The organism is Parabacteroides sp. AM08-6 (assembly GCF_003473295.1).
GTDB lineage: Bacteria > Bacteroidota > Bacteroidia > Bacteroidales > Tannerellaceae > Parabacteroides.
In genome coordinates this window covers 14242-34023 of record NZ_QRMP01000023.1, presented here as the reverse complement: position 1 = coordinate 34023, position 19782 = coordinate 14242, and the positions used below count along the sequence as shown (strand labels likewise).

Genomic DNA, 19782 nt, shown 5'->3' with positions numbered 1-19782 from the left:
TAGGTATATTGCTTTTGTTTGTAAAAGATTGAATAGCTTTCAATGTAAATAAAAAATAGGGCTGGCTAACTTTTATCGTTAGACAGCCCTTGGATATGGGAATTGCTATTTATTTATTCCGGAGTAATTCCCTTTTCTTGCAGTAACTGTAGTCCTAAGTCTTTTAGTTTGAATTTCTGTATCTTACCGCTACCGGTCATTGGGAAAATATTGACAAAGAATACGTATTTCGGTATTTTATGGCGGGCGATTTTCCCGCGGCAGAAATCTTTGACAATGTCTTCAGTCATGCTAACTCCTTCATGGAGAATGATAAAAGCACCGACTTCTTCACCGTATTTCTTGGAAGGAACAGCGGCAACTTGCACGTCTTTAACACCTTCCAGGTGATATAGGAATTCTTCCAGTTCGCGCGGATAGATATTTTCACCACCGCGGATAATCATATCTTTGATACGTCCGGTGATACGGTAGTTGCCGTCTTCATCTTTTACTCCGAGGTCGCCGGAATGCAGGAAACCGTTTTTATCGATGACTTCGGCAGTTGCTTGCGGATTATTGTAGTAACCTTTCATATTGTTGTAGCCACGGTTACACATTTCTCCTTGTACACCGACCGGGCACTCTTCGCCGGTTTCAGGGTCGATGACGCGTACCTCGGTAAATTCGTAATCACGGCCGACTGTATTATAACGGATTTCTGCCGGGTCGTCTATGCGGGAATGGGTCATGCCCGGTGAAGTCTCGGTCAGACCATATACACTGGTTACACGCATGTACATTTTTTCTTCTACCCGTTTCATCAGTTCTACCGGACAAAGGGAACCGGCCATGATACCGGTACGTAGGGAAGTCAAATCGAACATGCTGAACATCGGATGGTTCAATTCGGCAATAAACATGGTAGGCACGCCATAGAGGGCGGTACACCGTTCCTTATGGATAGAGGCCAATACAACCAGCGGGTCGAATCTTTCCACCATCACTTGCGTACAACCGTGTGTCAGGACGTTCATGGAAGCCAGTACAACGCCGAAACAATGGAATAAAGGAACGCAACAACAAAGCTTATCATCTGCCGTAAATTTCATGTGTTCGCCGGTCAGTAGGCCGTTGTTGGCGATATTATAATGTGTCAACATGACTCCTTTCGGAAAACCGGTTGTTCCGGAGGTATACTGCATGTTTACCACATCGTGGGGCTGCACCAGTTTCTTGGCTTCAACCAGTTTGTCATCACTTACATTTTCTCCCAAAAGAAGCAATTCCGGAGTATTGTACATGCCACGGAACTTTTCCTGTCCGATGTAGACAACGTTTTTGAGAACCGGGAACCGTTTGCTTTTCAGATAGCCGCGCTGTGTTTCTTTTAACTCGGGGAGCATGGTATAGACCATGTCGATATAGCTTCCATCGAACACTCCGTCCGTGATGCACAAAGTATGAATATCGGCATTTTCTACCAGGAATTCCAGTTCGCTTTGTTTATAGTTCGTATTGACAGTAACGGCTACGGCTCCTATTTTAGCGGCGGCATACAGGAATGTCAGCCAGTCGGGAACGTTTGTGGCCCAGATGCCTACATGTGTACCATGTTTGATACCGATGGAAAGCATTCCTTTAGCCATGCGGTCTACACGTTCGTTAAACTCTTTCCAAGTGAAACGCAGGTCCCGGTCGGAATATACCAGATATTCTTTATCGGGAGTCGTTTCGGCCCAGTGTTCCATCCACTGGCCCAATGTTTTATTTTGTAATTGCAATTCCATTGTTATCCGCTATTAATATGGGGTGTAGACTACTCCGAGTATTTTAGCCGTACTTTCTGCTGCTGCGTGTACATGGTGGGCCACGATAGAATCATAATAGATACTGTCGCCTTCTTCCAGAATATAAGTATTTTTCCCGTAGTTGATTTCTATAATGCCTTCCAGTACGTAAATGAATTCTTCTCCTTCGTGTGTGGAAAGAACGAAATCGACCCCCTCTTCGGATTGAGAAACGTCAATCAGGAACGGTTCCATGTGACGGCCGGATTTATCTTGCGACAAAGAATGGTATTCCATATGCTTGCGGGCCTGGCTGGAATTATTGGTGAAACCGATGCTATTTGTTTCATTACTGTCTTTTTTGCGGCAGATGACCGGCCCGAGTTCGGATTGGTCGTCCAAAAATGTACCCAAACGAACACCTAATACGCGAGCTATTTTGATTAAGGGGGCTAATGATGGAAAATCCACATTTCCCTCGATACGTTCGATTTGTTCAATACTTAGTCCTGAGCGTTCGGCTACTTCTTCGATAATGAGTTGCTTTGATTCACGGATACTTCTTATTTTGTCTCCGATGATTTTGTTGTTTCCCATAAGTATGATTTGTTTATTGAATACTTTTGATTTGTTACTTTGAGCGGCAAATTTACATTAAATTTTTATATAACAATATTCTAATGTGAAAATAAAAAAGGATGACCTTTTTAGGGGCCATCCTTTTATAATTTTTTGCGAAGAAACTTTTTTACTTTCTGATGCCAAGCTCTTTGATGATTGCACGGTATCTTTCGATATCAGTCTTAATCAGGTAATCCAGTAAACGACGACGTTTACCTACCAGCATTTTCAGAGCTCTTTCGGAGCTATGGTCTTTGTGGTTAACCTTCAAATGTTCTGTTAAATGTGCGATACGAACTGTAAACAGCGCGATTTGGCTTTCTGCAGAACCTGTGTCTGTAGCAGATTTGCCGTACTTCTCAAAAAGTTCTTTTTTCTTTGTTGAATCTAAAAACATGATTCTTTGTACTTTAATAAATTAATACTATGTTATCTAAGCGGGGACAAAGGTAAGGATTACTTTTTTGATTAGCAAGGTTTTTTCGCGAACTTTTTTCATTTTGAAGCATGAATGTCACATACATATCGTAAAAATATCGTACTTTTGCAGCCAATAAATTAGTCTTCGATGCAAAAAATCAGAAACATCGCGATAATCGCGCACGTAGACCACGGCAAAACGACGCTCGTGGATAAGATGTTATTAGCCGGTAAGCTTTTCCGTGAAGGACAGGCAGAGCCGGACCAGTTCATGGATAATAATGACCTGGAACGTGAGCGAGGAATTACTATCCTTGCCAAAAACGTATCTATAAATTATAAAGGTTATAAAATCAACATTATCGATACTCCGGGACATGCGGATTTCGGTGGCGAAGTAGAACGCGTATTGAATATGGCAGACGGTTGTTTACTGTTGGTCGACGCTTTTGAAGGCCCGATGCCGCAGACCCGTTTTGTTCTTCAGAAAGCTATTCAGTTGGGGTTGAAGCCTATTGTGGTTATTAATAAGGTTGACAAACCAAACTGCCGTCCGGAAGAGGTTCAGGAAATGGTGTTCGACCTGATGTTCAGTCTTGATGCGACGGAAGAACAACTTGATTTCCAGACTATCTACGGCTCTGCGAAACAAGGCTGGATGTCATTGGATTATAAAGAACCGAAAGAAGATATCACAGCATTACTGGATGCTATTATTGAATACATCCCGGAACCGCAGGTATTGGAGGGAACTCCCCAGATGTTGATTACTTCGCTGGATTTCTCCAAATATGTGGGACGTATTGCGGTAGGTCGTGTTCATCGCGGAGAATTACGTGAAGGGCAGGATGTTATGCTTTGTAAGCGTGATGGTTCGATGGTGAAATCCAGGATTAAAGAGGTGGATGTTTTCGAAGGTTTAGGCCGTACGAAAGTAAATTCCGTCCAGTCCGGGGATATCTGTGCTCTTGTTGGTATCGAAGGTTTTGAAATCGGTGAAACGATAGCCGATATCAATGAACCGGAGCCGCTACCGACAATTGCTATCGACGAGCCGACTATGTCTATGCTTTTCACTATCAACAATTCTCCGTTCTTCGGAAAAGAGGGTAAGTATGTTACATCCCGCCATATATATGAACGGTTACAGAAAGAATTGGATAAGAACTTGGCACTTCGCGTAGTTCCTACTGATTCGGCCGATTCTTGGTTGGTGTATGGCCGTGGCGTGCTTCATTTGTCAGTCCTGATTGAGACGATGCGCCGTGAAGGTTATGAGTTACAGGTGGGACAGCCGCAGGTAATTATCAAAGAAATTGACGGTGAAAAGTGTGAACCGGTTGAGCAGCTGACAATCAACCTGCCGGAAGAATGTTCCAGCCGTATTATCGATATGGTGACGAAGCGTAAAGGGGAAATGACAATGATGGAAAGTAAGAATGACCGTATGCATTTGGAATTCACTATCCCTTCACGTGGTATCATTGGTTTGAATAATGCTGTTCTGACCGCTTCTGCCGGTGAAGCAATCATGGCACACCGCTTCTTGGAATACCAGCCTTGGAAAGGTGAAATAGAACGTCGTACGAACGGTTCTATTATTGCAATGGAGACGGGTACGGCTTATGCGTATGCATTGAACAACCTGCAATCTCGCGGACGCTTCTTTATAGCTCCGCAGGAGGAAGTCTATGCCGGTCAGGTAGTCGGTGAACATACGAAGGATAATGACTTGGTTGTAAACGTAACCAAATCAAAGAAACTGACCAATATGCGTGCCTCAGGTTCGGATGATAAAGTATCATTGGCTCCTCCTACGGTATTCAGTTTGGAAGATGCGTTGGAATATATCAAAGGTGACGAATATGTGGAGATTACCCCGAATAGCATGCGTATGCGTAAGATTATTCTGGATGAAATAGAACGCAAGCGTCAGGGCAGATAAAGAACTAAGGACTTTTGTTATAGAAATATTTTTTATACAAAAGTCCTGCTTTTTTCATAAGGTTCTTTGTTTATATAGTTATAAAAGTAAATAAGAGCTGATACGATTTGATGAAAGGCATAATACAGATAAGGAAAATGCTGCTTCTATGGGGAACCATGTTGTTGTTGTCTGGTTATGTTTTTGCTGAAGGATACGGCTTTTTCTCCCCTTTGGAAAATGAACCGGATTCTACTTCCTTTTTATTTATGAATAAGAAGATTTCTCACCGGATAGGTGTGGAGGTCCGTCCCGGATATGTTATTCCTACGCATAGTTTTTTGGAAGGGGATAATTATAAAATGAAGAGAATACGCAATTCTCTTTCCGCTCATCTGAAATACTCTTTTCAGTTCTTGCCGGGTACTTATACGGATCGGATTTATGGGGGAGTTTATCAAGGAATTGGTATAGGTTATCATACTTTTGGTAATCGGATGGAGTTGGGAGACCCGATTACATTTTATCTGTTTCAAGGAGCCAGTTTGGCTAAGTTTACTCCCCGGCTTTCATTCAATTATGAATGGAATTTCGGAGTGTCGACAGGATGGAAGCCTTACAATGCCGATTATAATCAGTACAATCATATTCTCGGGTCGAAGGTGAATGCTTATCTCAACGTTAATTTTTACTTGCGTTGGATGCTTTCCCGGCAATTCGATTTAACGGCGGGTGTAGATGCTACTCATTTTTCTAATGGCAATACGAAATTCCCGAATGCCGGATTGAACATGGCCGGGTTGAAGTTGGGCATAGTCTATAAATTCAACAGATCGGAATATTCTTCTTCAAAATCTCTGTATCGCTATCCGATACCTGATTTTCCCCGTCATATCAGCTATGACTTGGTTCTGTTCGGGTCGTGGCGCCGGAAGGGAGTACCTTTCGGGGGTGAAGAAGTGGCTTCTCCGGATGCTTATCCGGTATTCGGATTTAATTTTGCTCCGATGTATAATTTCGGATATAAGTTTCGTGCCGGTGTTTCGATTGATGGCGTGTATGACGGAAGTGCGAATGTTTATACGGAAGATTACATAGTAGGGACTGCCCAGCAGTTTTACAAGCCTTCGCTCGACAAACAGTTGGCTTTAGGACTTTCCGCAAGGGGAGAGTATGTGATGCCCTATTTTACAGTTGGAGTGGGACTGGGTGTCAATGTGCTTCACGGTGGAGGGGATTTGAAAGCCTTCTATCAGATTTTGGCGTTGAAAACGGAAATAACGCGCAATACCTTTCTCCATATCGGGTATAGTTTACAAAATTTCCATACTCCGAATTTCCTGATGTTAGGAATCGGTTTCCGTTTCCATAATAAATATCCGGCCTTCCACCGTTAATCACGATTTTGTTTCATCTTAAAAAGATTGTTTTTACAGTTCTATCACTAACAATATCGGATTGTCGTCTTCTTTCACTCCCGGTATTTCCCCGAGAACATCTTCAGCATTAATTAATAATATCAGTTGATTTTTTGAAAGGTATAGAGTGCTGGAGCCTATATGAATTTTCTTCCCGGAAGGGAGTTTGTATGTTAAATCCCGTTTTGTGGAACGGTAAATAATCTGATTGTCGGATTTCCTCCATACTTCTTCTCTGAAAACACGGTTTCTAATGTATGTTATTAAATAATAATCGGGAGTAAAGCCGATACCCAAGCGCATGAGGTAGTTCTCACTTCCAAGTTGCATGAAATCCTTTATTTTTTCTTTTGGCATGGCAGCAGCACCTTTCTTTAAAATCAGGAATGGTTCTGCTCCTTTTTCAGTTATTTGGAACACCGTGTCGTTGTCGGCATGGTTGAAAAGCATCACATCGGCATTTCTACTGCGGGCAGTTTGCAGTCTTATTGCGGATTGTTCCCATTCGGACATTGTCGTGTCGAATGGGCATAGGTATTGTTTAATATTGAACTGACGGTCTGTAATGCAGAACTGATTAGCAGAATCGCCTGAGACAATAAAATTGTCTGCAATAAAAATAGGGCTTCTGGCTGTTTTATCATTTAAGGATACTTCTTTCAGGAAATTGCCGTCAAGGTCATAAGTTATCCATTTTTGATTGCCATCATCAAGTATTTGAATAGTAGAGTCTTGAGGATTAACGTATGAAAAGGAGCAGAGGGAATATTCACCGGGACCATGTCCTAGGTGTCTGAACCTTTTTAATATCTTGCCATTTGAATCCAGCCGGTAAAAAACTTGGTCTTTGGTGGTGAGTATTAAAATAATCTGGTCATCTGCATAACAAATCTTGAGCGGTACTCCCATTACTGTCTGTGATGTAGTGGAAATAGGTATTAATCTGGCATTTTTGGCAATACTGTTTAGTGTAAAGGTGTCAGGTATTTGTTTGCTAATGACACTTGCCAAGTCTAATACCGGGATTTCTTTTTTAGGTTCTTCAAGTGAAACCTCTTTGTTCGATTGCTGATGGGGAGCGCCGGTACAAGCGAGGAGCAGACTGATAAGGAAGAATAGAATGTATCTTTTCATGATATTATCTTTTTAGGTTTGAAAAAAAACTTACGAAAGATACGTAATATTCCGAATAAAGCAAAAAAAGCAGCCTCTTTTTTTAAGAGACTGCTTTTTTATATAGAGATAAGTTTGTTATTACTTAACCAGAGAAGAGAAATCTGCGTTAGTTGCATATTTCGCAAATTCCAAGTCGGTAGCAGCTTCTTTAGCCAAGCTTCTGTCGGCAGCGATAGCAGCTTTCAGGTTGCTGATAACACCGTTAGCATCATTTGTACGAGCAGCTACGATAGCTTTCAAATAAGAAGTTGTAGCATCCGGTTTTGCAACAGCGTTCAGTGTCTGAGAGGCTTTGCTGTAGTCCTTAGTCAGGATTTGAGCCAATGCAGCGTTGTTGGATTTAACTGAACCGAAAGAGTTGGCAGCTTTTGCCCATTCGCCTTGTTCCAGATACAGAACACCCAGAGCTTCGCCTAATTCAGTAACGCCGGAGGCACTACCGAACAACTGCTGAGCTTTAGCTTGGTCACCCTTAGTCAAAGCAATCAGACCTAAGTTCATATTAGCTTCCGGATTTGTTTTAACTGAGTTAGACTTGTTGAACATTTGTTCAGCTTTAGCCAAGTCACCGGCACGGAATGCCATCATACCGATATTGTTCCAAGTGCGGTAGCAGCTCGGATACAATTCTGAAGCTTTTGTATAGATAGCCATCTTTTCTGCATCGTTGTTAGTCAATGTAGCAGCGTACAGGATTTCTTCGATGTTCAATTCTTTAGGATTACTCTTAGCCAATGCGCTGATTTCATCGTCAGATTTACCAATGATTTCGATATTGGCAGTCAAACGGGAACGACGAAGTTGAGGCAGGATTGTTTCAGCCAAGTCAGAATAAACAGCAGAGATGTTTTTGATTTCTCTTTCTCTTGTTTCCGGATCCTGATACATAGAAAGAACTCTCAGTACAAGATCTTTGTCCTGCAGGTTGGAAGCCTGTACCAATTCTTTGAAACCTTCCCAGTCCTGAGCAGTATAACGAGCGTCAACCGGAGCGTCAACTTTCATTTTCTTCAATTCTTTGGACAGATATTTTGAAGTATTCTTTTCACGGTTTTCAGACAATGCGTCATTCAGTTTGAAACCACCTTCAGGAGAAGCGTATGCAGAAATTTCGATTGCTACATTCTGGTTAGGAGCTTCGTCTGCATTTTTAACAAGTTCTTTCCATTCTTTGATTGCATCGGAATTTATTTCTTTAGCACGTATGTTTGCCTGTTGCAGGAGGAACATGATGTTTGCATCATGAGCTTCTTTGATGATACGCTGGAATTTATCTGCTCCGATAGCTGCGTTAGCAGTAGCTGCATCAGCCAGTTCGGAAGTAGCGATAACGCCTTCACCGATTTTTACATCCGGCAATTTAACTGTCTTGTTTTTGATTTTTGCATCGAAAGTCAGATACAGTTCTGATTTTTTCATTTCAGGTTTGTAAGTGAAAGCCGATTTCATGGTTACATTAGCACCTTCTTTCTGCGGAACTACCTGATTGTTTCCTTTTACTTTCTCACCTTGGTAGGTATAAGAAGTTCCCCATGCTTCACCTCCTTCATAACGAAGAACCGGAGTTACAGTTACAACTGCTTTTTTGTTGAACCATTTTGCCGGGAATGTAGCATTGATTGTCACAGGAACTTTGCCTCCGATAGCCTCAAGCGGCTGCGGCTCAGCTTTGATGTACTCTTCAGCCAACGGTTTCAACTTGTTTGAACAAGAAGAAAAAGTTAGAATTGATGCCAATACGAGGAATGGCAATAAATACTTTTTGTTCATAATTTGATGTAAGTTTAAAATGTTACTATGTTTATATATTCACTTTCAATTATTCCTTCGCCATCAACATGCAAAACTAAAGCATTTTTTTGTTATGAATAGCAAAGAAGAGACAAAATCTTTATAATTAATACTTATTAATGAATGGATTTCCTATTTCACACTAATTTGGCGGTAAAAGAATGGTGTATAAGACACTTTTATGGCCTTCCATATTCTTCTTCCGTGTTAAATTTTCTCTATTTAGAGGCTCTTTCAAGGTGGTTTTACATCGAAACATAGGCTGCTTATTGTAATATTTTAATCAAAATAAAATCTTTTGAGTATAAAGTTTGTTATCAGATGCAACCTTTACGATATACACACCGGGGGGGATGGAACCAATTTGCAGAGTGGCTTGTTGTTCGGTGATTGACCAGTCCCTGATGTTCTTCCCATCTATGGAGAATAAGGATAGACGGGCATTGTGGATGTCGTCCGGCAACAAAATATGAATCGTCCGTCTTTCTGCTCCGACAAATATCTGTACCGGATTCTTGAGAGTTACGATTTCGTTGTCCGTACTACTTGTGTATTGTATGACCGGATCTATAAATAAGGAGGTGGAGAACCCTTGAAGCGGGTGGCTTTTGGCCTCTATCCACTCATTGTTGTACTTAACCCATGCTGTGTTGTGGGTCGTTTCGCCTTTTGCGAGATTGAAAACGGCAAAAGTAGCATGACCGGTTGCCGTAATTTTGTATCCGATAAAGAATGAATTTTCCACGTAGACCTCTTTCGTGAATGGTATAAAGCTTTCTTGATCGCGATTAAGCGGTTTTATGGAGTTCTGAAAATCGTTTGTCGTGTTGTTTTTATATAGGAATACAGGATTGAAAACCTCCGTGTGAAGGATATTCCCGGGTTTGCCGTTGGAATCTTCATATACGTTGATTTCCACTTGGAGGTTCTCTTTGGCGGAAATGCTCGGATTAACCATGTAGGTTCCGTAAAGCATTGCTTTCCCATTTATTTTGTACGCTTCTGCATAATCTGTTGTGCCGGAAGAATTTGTTCCGAACTGATACTCGTTTTCTCCCGAAGGTAAAAGGGTCGCTTCGATGGCATCTACTTTCCCGTTTTCCCGTATGTTGCTCAGACGGAAACAGGGTTGTGTAGCATAAGGGTCTGTACCGTCGCAGATTAATTGTTCGTTATTGCCGGGGTTTAACCAGTATTTGAGTTGTTTGTTTGTTTCATCGGAAGGTTGCCAGCTTTTACATAAGGCATAGTAATAGTCTTCCACCGGATTCGAACAGGAAGAGTAAGGGTCTCCTCCGGTTAATGCTCCAATCACCCGGTTGTTTGCATCATACAATGGAGAGCCGGAAGAACCTCCTGCTGTTGCTCCGGCTGTCCATTTGTCGATACGCCAGAAGTTCTTCTCAAGAAAGTCGAGAGCTTTGGAATAGAAATTACTTAATGCGGGCGTTTTGTCGTATAAACTGATTCGTTTGACGGAGCCTAAGGGGTGATGGATACCTGAGTAGGGTGCTTCTCCGGCATCCTGCGCATTCCATCCTGAATAATAAGGCTGATAATAACAGGGGGGAGTTTCCTGCAATTCGAGCAATGCCATATCCGTTTGTTCGTTTACTGCTCTATAGTGTGCGGAAGCTGTAGACATCTCTTCCGTTCCCCGCATAACGGTTTTACAAAGCGGACTGTTGTAGTTGAAGAAACAGATGATATTGCCGGCTATCTCTTCGTAATCCGGATTTTTGATGAAAAAGTTGTTGTTCAGGCAATGGGAAGCTGTCAATAAATAAGGCTTCTTTTCGGCTGAAGTATTATTAATTAATGTACCCGTACATAAAAGTTCTCCATTAATAATTAAAAGAACAACGCTATGGCCGATATGGTTGTAGATATCTGTCTGTTGCTCGTAGCATGCCAGTGGAGGCATACAGGAGAAAGCGGGCATATCCGGTAGAGGTTCGCTGGCCGACTTGAAATCGCGATAACCATGATTTACCTCTCCAACGGTGAGTTTCCCCCGAAAATCTGCATTTGCCGGCTCTTGATACTCGATAATCAGTTTGTCGCCTTTTACGGGACTGACAGGTAAGATATTCCGTTCGGAGTTATTCAGGTAGTTGAATGCGCCTAACACTTGTGTCTGGTCTGCATTATAAAGGAAAAGGCGTGCCCCTTCCGGTAATTCATATTCGGAGAATAGGATATTCAGGGTAAGAGCGTTGGCGGAATGTATTCCCAAGCGCCATACACGCGTCCCGTCGGTTGTGGTAAAATGAATACCGGAGTTTTCGGGTGTGTAGTTCGTGATGAATTTGTAGGCGAAATGGTATCCTCCTTTCAGGCCGGTGTCATTCAGTGAGTCTATACGGAGTTGTTCGGCTATGTCAAAAGCCGGCATTTCCACAAATAAATCCGCCCCCGCACTTTTAGTCGTCACAAAAGGCAGAGGCTGACCTCCATGGCTGACTTGTGCTTGCAGGAAAGTTGGTAGTTGTAGGCAAACAAAGAATACAAATATGATAAGTGTCTTTCCCATAAGTCTGACAAAGATAATGTTTCCTTTTTATAGTCCTATGAGAACTTTGAAAAAAATAGTTTTTTCGGAATTTATTATATTGACTCCATTGATTTTAAAGCTAAACTATTCCTGTTTCTCACGAATTTTGGTTAAGTTTGTCGGTCGTTACAATGCGAAATTTTAGAACCAATAATTATATAACTAAATTCTAAAGATATGGCAACACCTCCTTTCAAGTATCAGGCGCCGTTCCCATTAGGTCCGGATACGACAGAGTATTATCTGCTTACTAAAGATTATGTTTCGGTTTCCGAATTTGAAGGAACTCCGATTTTGAAGATTGCAAAAGAAGGATTGACGGCGATGGCAAATGCTGCCTTTCGTGACGTGTCTTTTATGCTTCGCCGTTCTCATAACGAACAAGTGGCTAAAATCCTGAGTGACCCGGAAGCAAGTGACAATGATAAATATGTGGCGCTTACTTTCCTGCGTAATGCGGAAGTGGCGGCTAAAGGCGTACTTCCTTTCTGTCAGGATACCGGAACAGCTATTGTACACGGTGAAAAAGGACAGCAGGTATGGACGGGTTATTGCGATGAAGAAGCGTTGTCGGAAGGTGTATATAAGACCTATACCGAAGAGAACTTGCGTTATTCGCAGAATGCCCCTCTCAATATGTACGATGAGGTGAACACGAAATGCAACCTGCCCGCCCAGATTGATATAGAGGCCACGGAAGGTATGGAGTACAAATTCCTGTGCGTTACGAAGGGTGGCGGTTCCGCTAATAAAACTTATCTGTATCAGGAAACAAAAGCTATTTTGAATCCGGGTACACTGGTTCCGTTCTTAGTAGAAAAGATGAAGACTTTAGGAACAGCGGCTTGTCCTCCTTACCATATCGCATTTGTGATTGGCGGTACTTCGGCTGAAAAGAATCTGCTGACGGTAAAGTTGGCTTCTACTCATTATTACGATAATTTGCCGACAACCGGTAATGAATATGGCCGTGCTTTCCGCGATGTCGAACTGGAAAAGCAGGTGTTGGAAGAAGCTCATAAGATTGGTTTGGGTGCACAGTTCGGCGGTAAATATCTGGCTCATGATATCCGGATTGTCCGTCTGCCCCGTCATGGTGCATCTTGTCCGGTGGGATTGGGTGTTAGCTGTTCGGCCGACCGTAATATAAAATGTAAGATAAATAAGGAAGGCATCTGGATTGAAAAGTTGGATACTAATCCGGGTGAGTTGATTCCTGCGGAATTGCGTCAGGCAGGTGAAGGTGATGCAGTTAAGATAGATTTGAACCAGCCGATGGCAGATATTCTGAAAGAATTGGACAAATATCCGGTTGCTACTCGTTTATCTTTGAACGGAACGATTATTGTAGGTCGTGATATTGCCCATGCAAAACTGAAAGAACGGTTGGATAAGGGTGAAGATTTGCCTCAATATATTAAAGACCATCCGATTTATTATGCCGGTCCGGCTAAGACTCCGGCTGGAATGGCTTGCGGTTCGATGGGCCCGACAACGGCCGGCCGTATGGACCCGTATGTGGATTTGTTCCAGAGTCATGGTGGTAGCATGATTATGTTGGCAAAAGGAAATCGTAGCCAGCAGGTTACGGATGCTTGCAAGAAACACGGTGGTTTCTATCTGGGCAGTATCGGTGGCCCGGCTGCTATTCTTGCTCAAAATAATATCAAGAGCATCGAATGCGTAGAATATCCGGAATTGGGTATGGAAGCTATCTGGAAGATAGAAGTCGAAAACTTCCCTGCATTTATCTTGGTTGATAATAAGGGGAATGATTTCTTTAAACAAATCAAGCCGCGTTGTACTTGTAGTAAGTAACACATTCAAACTTTCATAAAAGGGGCGATATTCAGTACTTTCCGTACCGGATATCGCTTTCTTTTTGAGAAATATGTGTATATCTGTCTGAAAAAATCTCATACTTTTTGCCTTTCGATAACCGTCGTAAGGCCTTTTGACAATTGTCGTAAGGCCTTACCATAATTATCGAAAGACCTTACGACGGTTATCGAAAGGCAGAATCGTTGGTTTTGAATCGGGAAATCATTGGGGATAATTTCCGGAAGAATAGGCATAAAAAAGAGGATAAAAGCAGGATAAAATAAAAAGGGCCACCCTTTCGAAAGAGTAGCCCATATCTATTGTTGTACGAGAAATCGCTTCTTATTCCCGGTCACGACGCGGACCGCGATCCTGACGGGGACCTCTGTCTCCGCGTTCCGGTCTTGGGCCTCTGTCCTGACGTGGAGGACGTTCTTCGTAACCTTCCGGTTTCGGTAACAATACTTTGTGGGAAAGTTTGAATTTGCCGGTTTTAGCATCGATGTCAACCAATTTGACTGCAATGACATCACCTTCTTTCAGGCCGGCCTGTTCTACTGTCTCCAAGCGTTTCCAATCGATTTCGGAAATGTGGAGCAATCCGTCTTTGCCCGGCATGAATTCAACGAAAGCACCATAAGGCATGATGGAAGAAATCTTGCCTTCGTAAACTTCACCGACTTCGGGTACGGCAACGATACCTTTGATGGCACGAATTGCAGCATCGATAGTTTCCTTGTTGTTCCCGGATATTTCGATTCTTCCGCTACCGTCAACTTCTTCGATTGTGATAACAGCACCTGTCTTTTCCTGAATACCCTGGATGATTTTACCGCCCGGGCCGATTACCGCACCGATGAATTCTTTACCGATAATCATCGTTTCAATTCTCGGAGCATGAGGTTTCAAGTCTGCTCGTGTTTCGGGTTGTGCTTCCATTATCTTGCCTAAAATGTGCATACGGCCTTCTTTTGCCTGTGCCAGTGCGTTTTCAAGGATTTCGTATGACAAGCCGTCTACTTTGATGTCCATCTGGGTTGCCGTGATACCGTCTTTTGTTCCGGTAACTTTGAAGTCCATATCTCCTAAATGGTCTTCGTCACCTAAAATGTCGGACAGAATGGCGTAGTTCTTTCCCTGATTCTCAGAGATAAGCCCCATTGCAATACCGGATACCGGTTTCTTCATGGGTACACCTGCGTCTCTTAAAGCCAGAGTTCCGGCACAAACTGTTGCCATGGAAGAAGAACCGTTTGATTCCAGGATATCGGAAATAACGCGTACTACGTAAGGATAATCTTCAGGAATCATGCGTTTCAATGCGCGATGGGCCAAGTTTCCATGACCTACTTCGCGACGGCCGACACCGCGGGAAGCTTTTGCTTCACCGGTTGAGAATGGCGGGAAGTTATAATGAAGTAAAAAGCGTTCTTTACCGTGGTTCAGCACGTCGTCTATCATTTTCTCGTCAGCTTTTGTTCCTAACGTAACGGTAGACAATGATTGTGTTTCGCCACGAGTGAAAATAGCGGAGCCGTGAGGACCTGGCAGGCAATCTGTTTCAATCCAGATAGGACGGATTTCCGTGGTCTTACGACCATCCAAGCGTTTGCCTTCGTCCAAAATAGCGCGACGCATGGCTTCTTTTTCTACATCGTGATAATAACGGCCAATCATTTCGGCTTTTTCGTCAGTCAGTTCTTCTTCGCTGAACTGTGCTTTGTATTCTTCTACGATTGCATCGAAAGCATCCGCGCGCTGATGTTTGTCTGTTCCGGAAGTAGCAACGGCGTATGCTTTGGCGAAACACTTTTCATGTACATCCTTACGCAGTTCTTCGTCGTTTACTTCATGGCAATATTCGCGTTTTACCAGTTTGCCGCAAGCTTCAGACAATTCGAGCTGAGCTTGGCATTGTATTTTGATAGCTTCGTGAGCCACCTTGATAGCTTCCAGCATTTCGGATTCCTGAACTTCGTTCATTTCGCCTTCCACCATCATGATGTTGTCCAATGTAGCTCCCACCATAATGTCGATATCTGCTTTTTCCAATTCGGAGAACGTGGGATTTACAACAAACTTACCATCGATACGGGCTACGCGACATTCTGAAATCGGTCCGTTGAACGGTATATCCGAAACGGCCAAAGCGGCTGAAGCGGCTAAACCTGCCAAAGCATCCGGCATATCTTCGCCATCAGCGGAAAATAATATAACGTTTACATATACTTCAGCGTGGTAATTGTCAGGGAAGAGAGGACGGAGTGCGCGGTCTACTAAACGCGAGGTAAGAATTTCGTAATCGGAAGCTTTTCCTTCTCTTTTTGTAAAACCTCCGGGAAAACGGCCAAATGCCGAAAATTTCTCTTTGTACTCAACTTGCAACGGCATAAAGTCAACACCCGGGTTTGCATCTTTTGCTGCACAAACAGTAGCGAGCAATACAGTATTGCCCATACGTACGGTAACTGAACCGTCCGCCTGTTTGGCTAATTTCCCGGTTTCGATGGTGATGGTTCTTCCATCAGCCAGTTCGATTGTCTTGTTAATTGGATTAAGCATAATCTATTCTTATTTTTCTATCTGTAAAAATTGGTGCAAATGTAATGAAAGTTTATCTGTAAACGTGTGAAAATGAAAATAAAAAACATGAGAAAAGCTCTTTTTTATAAAAATCGCGGGAAGATTTCTTGAATAATAGTGTCACAATTGTAAAATAATGTATATTTGCATCGGATTAATAACGAAGTAAGAAAAGATGAAACAAATATCCATACGATTGCTGGCTGTAGCAGGACTGTGTCTATTCCTGTTTTCTGCTTGTCAGAAATCAACTGAATTTACGGTAAAAGGGGTTATCTCCGGTGCTGAAGGGCAAACTATGTATTTTGAAAACGTCGGGGTATCGGCCGTTCAGACATTGGATTCCATAAAATTGGCTGCCGGTGGTAAGTTTAAATTTGTGGAAAAGCGTCCTGATTATCCTGATTTTTATCGTTTGCGTTTGAATAATCAGCTAATAAATTTCTCGATAGATTCAACGGAAACTATCTCTTTTGTGGCAGACGCCGGGACATTTGCTACGTCTTATTCGGTGGACGGTTCTGAAAACTGCAAGGCAATCAAAGCGATTACTTTAGCTCAACTGGATGCGCATCAGGCTATCAGCCGTTTGCGGAAAGATTATGAGGATAAGATGATTCCGGATACGACTTATCGCGCGGAAGTCTTGGCCGCTGCTGATGCTTATAAAGAAGTCGCCCGTAAATATATTTATTCGGCTCCGATGTCGGCAGCTGCTTATTTTGCTTTATTCCAGCAGTTTGACGGCTTGCTCTTTTTTGATTTGTATGATAAGAACGATATACGGGCCTACGGTGCTGTGGCAACTAGTTTTGAGCATGCTTATCCGGATAGTCCGCGTGCCAAACATTTATCGAATCTGACATTACAGTCGATGAAAGTGCTTCGTAGCCAGCGCCCGATGGATTTGTCGTCTGTTGAGCAAAAGGAAGTCTCTTTTCTGGATATAGAATTGCCGGATATTCATGGTGAGGTTGTAAAACTTTCGTCTGTAATGCCGGAAAAAGTTGTATTGGTGAATTTTACGGCTTATCAAACGGAATGGTCGGCGCCTCTTAATCTGACATTAGGCGATTTGTATACCAAATATCATAAACAAGGATTGGAAATTTATCAGGTATCGCTCGATTCCGACGCTCATTTCTGGCGGAACGGAGCATCCAACCTGCCTTGGATATGCGTGCGCGACCCGCAATCTGTTTACTCACAAGTTGCTGGCATATACAACGTAAAGCAACTTCCTGCACTTTTTATTCTTGACCGTAAAGGCAACCTGGTAAAACGTCTGGAAGATGTTAAGACGTTGGAGGCAGATGTGAAAGCTGTACTTTAAGGTATAATTGTTAACATTCAGATTTATATGTTGTAAAGCACTTTGCCGGAGTTGCGCATATTAAAAAGAAGCGCTATATTTGCAAAGTCTTAAATAGGAAAAGAAGGAGTTCCGGCCAAGTTGTTGGTCGGGATTCTTTTTTTTATTTGCGAAGTAATCATAATAACATTTTAATATTAGGAGGATTTAGTATGGCTGTCAGCTATATGACAAAGGAAGGCTACGATAAAATTTTAGCCGAAATCAACTACCTGGAGACTGTAAAGCGTCCGGAAATCTCTGCTCAGATAGCGGAGGCTCGTGATAAGGGTGATTTGTCTGAAAATGCAGAATATGATGCTGCCAAAGAGGCTCAGGGTATCATGGAAGCGAAACTGGCCCAGTTGAAGGGGCTGATTTCAAATGCGCGTTTGATTGATGAATCGCGTGTTAAAACAGACGAAGTTCAGATTCTGAATAAAGTGAAGATTAAGAATGTGAAAAATAATATGGTAATGACATATACACTGGTTTCCGACTCGGAAGCGAACCTGAAAGAGGGTAAGATTGCTGTCAGTACTCCGATAGCTAAAGGGCTGATGGGGAAGAAAGTCGGTGATGTTGTGGATATTCAGGTACCGTCAGGGATTATGCGTTTTGAAATTATGGATATATCGATTTAATTTTATTTAATATGGCATCAATATTCAGCAGAATTGTGGCAGGCGAAATATCTTGTCATAAAGTGGCGGAAGACGAAGAATTCTTTGCCTTCCTGGATATCAATCCGGTGGCTATGGGGCATACGTTGGTAATTCCTAAGGAAGAGATAGATTATATTTTCGACATAGAAAATCCTATGCTCGGACGTATGATGGCTTTTGCCAAACGGGTAGCTGCTGCACAGGAGACGGCTATTCCTTGTAAACGGATTGGATTGGCAGTGATGGGGCTGGAAGTTCCGCATGCGCATATCCATTTGATTCCGATTACGAAAGAATCTGATATGTATTTCGGTGGTAAAAAATTGGATGTTACACAAGAGGTTCTTGCCGACACAGCGGCGCGGATAAGAAATGCTTTTAAATAAAGATTGTAAAATGTTTTATATTAAAAAAAATCACGTATATTTGTAACCGCTTCTTTCCGTGTGTTAATTTTCATAGCATGGAAGAGCGTTATTGAACATGATTCATTAGTGGTTTTTACTCATAAATTTGTTAACCTTAGAAGAAAGGCCCTCCTGAGACAGGACGGCCTTCTTTTTTTAACACACAATCAAATTATAAACAAATATTATATATCAAAAAGATGTTGCCAATGTAGGCAGCTCCAACCGTTTATTCCGGTCTGGTAGAAATAGACGATGCAAAGTATCAATGAAATAACCCATAGGATAATGAGCGTCCAACGTGCCGGTTCCGGTAATTGTCTCAACTTGAACAACTGTCCGCATATCGCAAAAGCCAGTGCGAATACGGGGATGCCAATCAATAGGATAATGCCGATGCACCCCATGATTGCTAATGGTACCGGAACGCCTGAATATAAATCCATTCCGAATGGAGATAGGTGATAAAGGATTCCGGTTCCCCCTACAAACAGTGCGAACATCATGACAATCAAGACGAAAACAATCAATAGCAATATCGGTAATAGGATAATACCTACCAATATGGCCAGGAATTTGAGTAAGAACCCGATTACCGTGACAAACAGGTCTGCCAGTTTTTGCAAAGTGGAGCGTGGTTTGTCGGAACTCATATAATCGTTTACATTATTGGATACCTTTTCGAAGCCGTCGGTTACCGTTTTTCCTATATTTTCGAGGGTGACGCTTTTTCCTCTCATGATTAATTTGTCGGCTGCCGTACGCGCTTGAGGCATAACCAGCCACAAAATGATATACAGCAGTACAACCGGTGCATAAGGTACGAACAACAATAAAATCATAAACAAGCGAACAGTTGTGGTATCCCAGCCCATATAGGCGGCAATACCTCCGGCTACACCTCCTAATATATAATCGTCCGGATCACGCATCAAGCGTTTTTTGCCTCCTTGCACTTCCCCTTCCTGAAAAATGTGCGATTTGGCCTCTTCCTGGCTCTCTTCGTGTTCGTTATCGAAAAGGTCTTCCGGTTTTCCCATGCGTTTAATAACCTCTTCAACATTTTCGAGTGTGATAACTTCATACCCCAAGCGTACTCGTTCGCTCAGTAATTCCGAAATACGCATTTCGAAATCGTTCATAATTTCTTCCGAACCTTCTTCTTTGCGGAAGTGTATCCGCAAGTTCGACAGATATTTGTCTAATAATTGGTATGCATCTTCGTCAATGTGGAAAACCGTTCCTCCCAAATTAACCGTAAGTGTCTTCTTCATTGTTTTTT

At 42.5% G+C, this 19782-nt stretch carries 14 protein-coding genes; 6 read left to right on the top strand and 8 right to left on the bottom strand.

What is annotated here, in order from left to right:
* Positions 1-113: 113 nt before the first annotated feature.
* From DW103_RS13200 to rpsO, 3 genes are all read right to left on the bottom strand, one after another.
* Complete coding sequence (locus tag DW103_RS13200; protein ID WP_122276901.1) at positions 114-1769, bottom strand: AMP-binding protein; 1656 nt, start codon at positions 1767-1769, stop codon at positions 114-116.
* Positions 1770-1781: 12 nt separating this feature from the next.
* Positions 1782-2366, bottom strand: a complete 585-nt coding sequence (locus tag DW103_RS13195; RefSeq protein ID WP_122276899.1) for a helix-turn-helix domain-containing protein — start codon at positions 2364-2366, stop codon at positions 1782-1784.
* Between the two features lie 151 nt (positions 2367-2517).
* On the bottom strand, positions 2518-2787 hold the full coding sequence (rpsO, locus tag DW103_RS13190) for a 30S ribosomal protein S15 (protein ID WP_122276897.1): 270 nt from the start codon (positions 2785-2787) through the stop codon (positions 2518-2520).
* 171 nt (positions 2788-2958) lie between these two features.
* On the opposite strand from rpsO, the gene typA reads away from it, so the two are divergent.
* Both typA and DW103_RS13180 read left to right on the top strand, forming a co-directional pair.
* Positions 2959-4755: a translational GTPase TypA gene (gene typA, locus DW103_RS13185; protein ID WP_122276895.1), complete on the top strand. Its 1797-nt coding sequence runs from the start codon at positions 2959-2961 to the stop codon at positions 4753-4755.
* 110 nt (positions 4756-4865) lie between these two features.
* Positions 4866-6131, top strand: coding sequence for an acyloxyacyl hydrolase (locus tag DW103_RS13180; protein WP_122276946.1), 1266 nt, complete (start codon positions 4866-4868; stop codon positions 6129-6131).
* 33 nt (positions 6132-6164) lie between these two features.
* On the opposite strand, the gene DW103_RS13175 is transcribed toward DW103_RS13180, so the two are convergent.
* The 3 genes from DW103_RS13175 to DW103_RS13165 form a co-directional block, all read right to left on the bottom strand.
* Positions 6165-7286: a 6-bladed beta-propeller gene (locus tag DW103_RS13175; RefSeq protein WP_122276893.1), complete on the bottom strand. Its 1122-nt coding sequence runs from the start codon at positions 7284-7286 to the stop codon at positions 6165-6167.
* A 120-nt stretch (positions 7287-7406) separates the two neighbouring features.
* Positions 7407-9098, bottom strand: coding sequence for a hypothetical protein (locus DW103_RS13170; RefSeq protein ID WP_122276891.1), 1692 nt, complete (start codon positions 9096-9098; stop codon positions 7407-7409).
* Positions 9099-9402: 304 nt separating this feature from the next.
* A complete protein-coding gene (locus tag DW103_RS13165) occupies positions 9403-11652 on the bottom strand; it encodes a T9SS type A sorting domain-containing protein (RefSeq protein WP_122276889.1) in 2250 nt (749 codons plus the stop codon).
* A 198-nt stretch (positions 11653-11850) separates the two neighbouring features.
* Here DW103_RS13165 and DW103_RS13160 point away from each other — a divergent pair, with 198 nt between their 5' ends.
* Complete coding sequence (locus DW103_RS13160) at positions 11851-13491, top strand: fumarate hydratase (RefSeq protein WP_122276887.1); 1641 nt, start codon at positions 11851-11853, stop codon at positions 13489-13491.
* 345 nt (positions 13492-13836) lie between these two features.
* On the opposite strand, the gene pnp is transcribed toward DW103_RS13160, so the two are convergent.
* The gene (gene pnp / locus DW103_RS13155) at positions 13837-16056 is read right to left on the bottom strand and encodes a polyribonucleotide nucleotidyltransferase (RefSeq protein WP_122276885.1); all 2220 of its coding nucleotides are present in this window, start codon (positions 16054-16056) and stop codon (positions 13837-13839) included.
* Positions 16057-16252: 196 nt separating this feature from the next.
* Between pnp and DW103_RS13150 the strand changes: the two genes are divergently transcribed.
* From DW103_RS13150 to DW103_RS13140, 3 genes are all read left to right on the top strand, one after another.
* A complete protein-coding gene (locus DW103_RS13150; RefSeq protein ID WP_122276883.1) occupies positions 16253-17410 on the top strand; it encodes a TlpA disulfide reductase family protein in 1158 nt (385 codons plus the stop codon).
* A 191-nt stretch (positions 17411-17601) separates the two neighbouring features.
* Positions 17602-18072 (top strand): transcription elongation factor GreA, encoded by a 471-nt coding sequence (gene greA, locus DW103_RS13145; protein WP_122276881.1) that lies wholly within the window; start codon positions 17602-17604, stop codon positions 18070-18072.
* A gap of 11 nt (positions 18073-18083) precedes the next feature.
* Positions 18084-18479 (top strand): HIT family protein, encoded by a 396-nt coding sequence (locus tag DW103_RS13140; RefSeq protein WP_122276879.1) that lies wholly within the window; start codon positions 18084-18086, stop codon positions 18477-18479.
* Between the two features lie 206 nt (positions 18480-18685).
* On the opposite strand, the gene DW103_RS13135 is transcribed toward DW103_RS13140, so the two are convergent.
* Positions 18686-19774, bottom strand: coding sequence for a PspC domain-containing protein (locus DW103_RS13135; RefSeq protein WP_122276877.1), 1089 nt, complete (start codon positions 19772-19774; stop codon positions 18686-18688).
* Positions 19775-19782 lie beyond the last annotated feature (8 nt).